Source organism: Streptomyces sp. WZ.A104 (genome assembly GCF_002382885.1).
In the GTDB taxonomy this organism is placed as follows: domain Bacteria; phylum Actinomycetota; class Actinomycetes; order Streptomycetales; family Streptomycetaceae; genus Streptomyces.
Window position 1 is genome coordinate 161,687 of the sequence record NZ_NWVL01000007.1, and the last position, 6,000, is coordinate 167,686.

Sequence of the window (6,000 nt, forward strand, 5' to 3'; positions counted from 1 at the left end):
TCCCCGCATTCGACATCGGATTCATTCCATCGGCGACGTCGCTCGGCTGCACGGGCGCTGCACGGACTTCGTGTAACGGCGCTGGCTCGCATCGGCGCTCACCCGGATGACTGCCGTGCCTTGCACGCCGTGAGCGGAGACCGCAGGGTCTGAAAGGTCCTCAGGTCTGAGCCGCTCGTATATCCCGACCCGTGTCACGCCCGGCCCCCGTCCTGGCTGCGCAGCGGTCACACGCCCTACCTTCCCGCAGGGACACCTGAAGAGGCGTTCCCCTGGACGAAAGGCCGATCGCACATGTCCACCACCGTGTACGACATGCTCGTCACGAAGATGACGGAGAACCTAGGTGTGGACGCCTCGCGCGTCCGTCCCGACGCCACCTTCCCCGACCTCGAACTGGATTCCCTGGCCGCTCTGGAGCTGGGCGTCATTCTCGAGGAGGACCTCGGCGTGACCTTCGACCTCGATGAGCTGAAGGGCGAGGAGATGACCCTCGGCCAGTTCAGCGAGCACGTCGAGCGTCTCGTGGCGGAGAAGCGGTCCGCGGCGGTGGACGCCGTATGACCGCCTCCGACGTCGCCGTCACCGGCCTCGGACTGGTGACGCCCGCCGGACTCGGCGTGGCGGCCGCGTGGGAAGGGCTCTGCGGGGGCATGCCGACGGCGGCGAAGGACCCGAAGCTGGCCGGGCTGCCGGTCGACTTCTCCTGCCGGCTGCCTGGTTTCGACCCGGTCACCGAACTCGGCAGACGTCTCACCTGGCGCATCGACCTGTTCACCGAGATGGCGCTGGTCGCCGCCCGCGAGGCCGTGGCCGACGCGGGCCTGGACCCCAAGACCTGGGACGGCGCCCGCGTTGGCGTGGTGATCGGCAACGGGAGCGGCGGGAACGTCAGCCTGGAGGCCGAGTACGGCAAGCTCCGCGACAACCGCATCAGCGCGATCTCGCCCCTAACCATCCCACGCTCCGTGCCCAACATGGTCGCCGGTGAGATCGCCATCGACATGCAGGCGCTCGGGCCGAACCTGGTCACCGCGACCGCGTGCGCGTCCGGGGCCACGGCCCTCGGCACGGCACGCGACCTCCTGCGGCTCGACGCCTGCGACATCATCATCGCGGGCGGCAGCGAGAGTGTCTGCTCGCGCATCGCCAGCGTCGGATTCAGCCAAGCGGGGGCACTCTCCTCCCGGACCCAAGACCCGGCAGGCTCCTCCCGGCCCTTCGACGCCGACCGCGACGGATTCGTGCTAGGCGAGGGCGCCGGCGTTCTCGTCCTGGAGCGCGCCGAGCACGCACGGGCGCGCGGTGCGCGCGTCCAGGCCTACTTCTCCGGCTACGGCGCCACTGCGGACGGCCACCATCCCACCGCGCCCGACCCGGCCGGCGACGGCGTCCGGCGAGCGATCGCGGCGGCGCTCGCCGACGCCGGGCTGAGCGCCGCCGACATCGACCACATCAACGCCCACGGCACCTCGACCCAGAAGAACGACCTGGCCGAGGGGCGAATCCTGCGCACGGTGTTCGGCACCCCGCCTCCCGTCACCGCGAACAAGAGCATCATCGGGCACTGCGTCGGGGCCGCCGGCGCAATCGAGGCGGCGGTGACCGTGCTGACCCTGCGCCACCAGCTGATCCCTCCCACAGCCAACCTGGACCGCCTCGACCCGGAGATCGACCTGGACATCGTGACCAAGACCGCCCGGCCCCACCCGATGCGGGCGGCCCTGTCCAACTCGTTCGCCTTCGGCGGACAGAACGCAGTCCTCGTGTTCAAGGCCGCGTGACCCGTGCTCGCCACGGACGGCCCCGCCCCCTCCCCGCCCTCTCCTCCGCGCCACGGGTGCCCCTCCGCCGCGCCGGATGACCGCCCCCGCAACTCCGCGACCCCTGTGAAGGAACAGAACGTGATCGCCTACGAATCGCTCTCCGACCACGAGGCCGCGGCAGCGGTCCCTCTGGACGTCGAGGACCTCGTCTGTGTCTCCAGGCCTTACCTCGCCCTGGAGGATCTGCGCCGCATCGCGCCGGGACGGGTCATCGCCACCGTTCCGATCGAGTCCAGCTCCGGGCGACAGGCGGCGGTGATGGGCGTCGGGGAGGCCGGCCGCCACCTCGCCATCCTGGGCCTCTGCGCCGCGTCCACCATCAACCGCCGACCCGGCCGCTTCGCCTACCTCGCCCGCGCCGCGCGCGTCGAGTGGCTCGCCGCCCCGACCCTCGCACCGCAGCAGAGCCCGCTGATCGGTCACGCGAAAGCCGCCTTCACCACCTCACGCAAGGCCACTGCGGACGCCCGGCTCACCGACGCCTTCTCCGGCGAGATCGTCGCCCGCATGTCCGTCTCCTACGACGTCCTCCCGCACCGGCTCCTCACCCGCCTGCTCGACGACGCCCCGCCCTCCGAGGACACGTCGACGTCACCCGGGGGCATCCCCTTCCGCGAGACCGCCCCCTCCTCCCGCCCGTACGGCGAACCGATCCCCCTGGAACGCTTCCGTCTCGAACCTGCCACCGGTACCATCTCCGCCGAGCTGCCCGTCACCGCCGCGCTGTGTCCCGGGCACTTCGACGGCTATCCGGTCCTCCCCGTCGCCGTCGCTGCGACCGCGATGACCACCCTGGTCGACCAGGCGGTCGCCGAGCTCTATCCGCACGCCCGCTGGCTGGCCGGACCACTCACCCTCCAAGCGGACGGATTCGCGCGCGCGGGAGAGACCGTGACCTTCACGGCAACGCCCACCCGGGGGATGACGTACCGGTGCGTCGCCCGGACGAAGAGCCGGACCGTCGCGTCCGTCGACATCCAGCTGATCCTGGTCGATCCCGTCACGCTCGACCAGTCCGTGCCGCCCGTCGTCAGCACGGTCCGGTGACAGTCCGACGACCAGGTCGCGCGCGCAGCCTGTTCGGCCAGCAGTGACCGTCCATCTTTCTCCCTCTTCCCGCGCACCGAAGTGAGCTGACCCATGTCTCTGGCCCTGGTGACCGGCGCCACCGTCGGAATCGGCCGCGCCTTCGCCGAACGGCTCGCCCGCGACGGCCACGACCTCGTCCTCGTCGCGCGCACCGAGGCAACCCTGGACCGTGTCGCCTCCGAGATCCGCGCCGCCTTCGGCGTCGGCGTGCGTACGCTGCCCACAGACCTCGCCACCGTCTCTGGCTGCCGCGCGGTGGAAGACCTGGTCCAGAGCGGGACCACAGTCGACGTCCTCGTGAACAACGCGGGGATCGTGCTGCGCGGGCCCTTCCCAAGCAACGGCCTCGATGAGGAGGAGACGATGCTGGACCTGAACGTCCGGGCGGTGCTGCGCCTCACGCACGCCGTGCTGCCCGGCATGGTGGCGCGACGCTCCGGCAGCATCGTCAACGTGTCGTCGTTCACGGCGGCCGGACCCGGCGCACTGTCCACCACATATCCGGCCGGCAAGGCATGGCTGCTGTCATTCAGCGAAGCACTGGGCCGCTCACGGCAACTGCGGGACGCAGGGGTCCAGATGACGGTGGTACTCCCCGGCTTCACGCGAACCGAACTGTTCGACCGATCCCGCTTCGACGCCTCCAGGCTTCCCGGCTGGCTGTGGCTGGAGCCCGAAAAGGTGGCGTCCGCAGCCCTCCGCGACCTGGCACGCGGCAAGGCCGTCAGTGTGCCGACCCTGAGGTACAAGGCCGCCGTCTGGGGTCTGCGGCATCTACCCCGACCACTCCTTAAGCCCCTCTCCTGGGACCTCGCGGCACCCGGTCGGCCGGGGCTACGCCTGCCGCCGCTTCGTCCGACTGCCCCGGCCCCGAGGCAGCGAATCGTCCAGTGTAACCCCCGATCATGGAGAAGGGGGCTGTAAAATGTTCGGCCCTGTCTCACAGTCTGCGGTGACGGAGAGTGGTGATATCCGATGAGGATGCGGAGGCGGAGGAGGTTAAACCCTGCCCGTCCGTGCATCTAGCGGGCGATGCGCTTGGTCCTGGTGTTGACGTCTTCGGTGAGGCCGTTGCTGTACGGAAGCGTGAGCGCGGCGGCGCCGTGATCGGTGTGCAGGACCGCTCCGGCGAGGCTGCCGCGGGTGCGTTCGGCGGTGGCCAGCGCGTCGACGACGAGATCGGTGCGCATGTGGTCCGCGATCGCCCAGCCGGTCAGACGCCGTGAGGCGAGGTCGATGACGGTGGCCAGGTAGAGGAACTTCCCGTTCTCCAGGGGGAGGGAGGTGATCTCACCGACGTACTTCGTGTTCGTCTCACGTGCGGTGAAGTCGCGGCCGATCAGGTTCGGGGCCTTCGCCGCCGCCGGGTCCGGAGTCGTGGTGCGGTGTTTTCGCCGCAGCCTCAGGCCGGCCAGATTGATGCTCCGCATCACGCGTGCGACCCGCTTGTGGTTGACGCGTTCGCCGTCCTCGCGGAGCTCGGCGGTGATCCTGGGGACGCCGTAGGTGCCGTCCGACTCGCGGTGCACCGCCCGTGTCCGTGCGGCGAGACCGGCGTCGGCCGCCTGCCGGGCGGCCCGGTCGGCGGCGGTGCGGCGCCAGTAGTAGAAGCTGGAGCGGGCGATGCCCAGGATGGTGCACAGCCGCTTCACGCCGTACCGGCGCTGGTGGTCGGCGACGAACTGGAAGCGGTTCAGGACCCGTAATCTAACTACTGCTTGAGTTGATCTCGTCGTGGTGCTCGATCAGGCACTTCAAGGCTTCGAGCGTGCGGGGAGGGTGGGGCCTGTGGAAGACGAGGACTCTGGCGAGCTCGGGTCCGGCGAAGGCGAGCATCGGCTTGGATCTCCCGGCGTGGTAGCTCAGCACGTTGCGCTTGCGGCCCATCAGTTCGGCCGCGAGAGTCAAGGTGACGGTGTTGCGGCTGCGGAGTACGGCGACCAGGACACGGTGGCGGTGATCGAGGGTGCCGAAACCAGGGTTACGGCCGCGACCGTCCCTGTCTGCGCTCTGGCGTTCGGCTTCGGTCAGGAGCCGTTGGCACGGTTCGAGCTGGAGCACAAGCTGCTCGAAGTGTTCTCGGGTCATGCCAGTGAGTGCGGGGTTGGTGAGGAGGAAGGTGGCCTCGGCCGGGATCGGAGGGCCCGACTCGGCCCGTGAATCTTCCGGAAGCTGCTGGCCGGGGTCCTGCGGGGCGATGGTGTAGTTCCACTCACCATGGAACTCATCGCGTTCGACGCGTCGCTCGGCGCTCTGGCGTTCGGCTCGGGTGAGCACGCGCCCGGTGGGGTATGTGTTCTCGTCCAGCACGGCCTGGACGGTCAGTCCGGTGCTGGTGCGGGTGGCCGAGATGGTCTCCAGCAGTACCTCGTAGCTGGTCAGCGGCTGCCCGCGCAGGCTGTGGGTGATCCGGGAGAACAGACGATGTTCCACCTTGTTCCATTTTGAAGTACCAAAGGTGGGAAGTGCATGACGGTGATACTCAGCCCGCACTCGTCGGCGAAGTCGGCCAGGCCCATCTTGAACAGTCGGGAGTCAGCGGAGTTGGCCCCTCCGGCATCGGCGGTGACAAGCAAGCGGTCGGTGCTGGGATAATCGAGGCGCCCTTGGGCCTTCCACCAGCGGCGCAGGGACTCCACCGCGAAGGCAGCGGTGTTGCGGTCTGTGCCCACATTCACCCAGCCGCTGTCGCGGCCCAGGTCGTAGATGCCGTACGGGGTGGCGAACGGGGTGTCGGGGCCGGAGAAGTCGTGATCCGGAGCAGTGATCGGCTGCCCTTTGGGGCGATAGGTGCGGCCGGGGCGTGCGAAGTCGCCGATCGGTTCCTTCTGCTTCGCGTCCACGCTCACCACCGGCAGGCCCCGTGACAGGAAACGTTCGGCGGCGGTGTTGATGTGACGGAACTGGGCGTCTCGGTCGGGCACCTGGCTGCCGGCCCGCGTCTTGGCCATGCCCTGCAGACTGAAGTGAAGTTTCCCCGTGATCTCGGACACTCGATGGTTATGCCGCGAGAGCGTGTTGATGCCGCTGCCGGGTCTCGGCCGGGGTGAGGTAGCCGAAGGTCTTGTGCTTGCGCAGGCGGCGG

At 69.3% G+C, this 6,000-nt stretch carries 6 protein-coding genes and 1 pseudogene; 4 read left to right on the top strand and 3 right to left on the bottom strand.

From position 1 onward, the window contains the following. The first annotated feature begins 294 nt into the window (after window positions 1-294). The 4 genes from CIB93_RS06005 (at window position 295) to CIB93_RS06020 (ending at window position 3,839) form a co-directional block, all read left to right on the top strand. Window positions 295-564 carry an acyl carrier protein gene (locus CIB93_RS06005; protein WP_257002048.1) on the top strand — a complete coding sequence of 90 codons (270 nt, stop codon included), beginning with the start codon at window positions 295-297 and terminating at the stop codon, window positions 562-564. Next, entirely contained in the window at window positions 561-1,784 is a 1,224-nt protein-coding gene (locus CIB93_RS06010) for a beta-ketoacyl synthase (RefSeq protein ID WP_096624818.1), read from the top strand. Before CIB93_RS06005 ends, CIB93_RS06010 begins: the two co-directional genes overlap by 4 nt. 120 nt (window positions 1,785-1,904) lie before the next feature. Beyond that, window positions 1,905-2,873 (top strand): hypothetical protein, encoded by a 969-nt coding sequence (locus tag CIB93_RS06015; RefSeq protein WP_143660000.1) that lies wholly within the window; start codon window positions 1,905-1,907, stop codon window positions 2,871-2,873. 93 nt (window positions 2,874-2,966) lie between these two features. Then, window positions 2,967-3,839 carry an SDR family oxidoreductase gene (locus CIB93_RS06020; RefSeq protein ID WP_096624822.1) on the top strand — a complete coding sequence of 291 codons (873 nt, stop codon included), beginning with the start codon at window positions 2,967-2,969 and terminating at the stop codon, window positions 3,837-3,839. Window positions 3,840-4,021: 182 nt separating this feature from the next. Here the strand turns inward: CIB93_RS06020 and CIB93_RS06025 are convergent. The 3 genes and pseudogenes from CIB93_RS06025 to CIB93_RS38680 form a co-directional block, all read right to left on the bottom strand. Beyond that, a pseudogene (locus CIB93_RS06025) lies at window positions 4,022-4,612 on the bottom strand (IS3 family transposase); the annotation flags it as partial. 10 nt (window positions 4,613-4,622) lie between these two features. Beyond that, the gene (locus CIB93_RS38675) at window positions 4,623-5,348 is read right to left on the bottom strand and encodes a hypothetical protein (RefSeq protein WP_257002049.1); all 726 of its coding nucleotides are present in this window, start codon (window positions 5,346-5,348) and stop codon (window positions 4,623-4,625) included. Then, the gene (locus CIB93_RS38680) at window positions 5,294-5,908 is read right to left on the bottom strand and encodes an ISAzo13 family transposase (protein WP_257002050.1); all 615 of its coding nucleotides are present in this window, start codon (window positions 5,906-5,908) and stop codon (window positions 5,294-5,296) included. The genes CIB93_RS38675 and CIB93_RS38680 overlap by 55 nt, the downstream gene beginning before the upstream one ends. Window positions 5,909-6,000 lie beyond the last annotated feature (92 nt).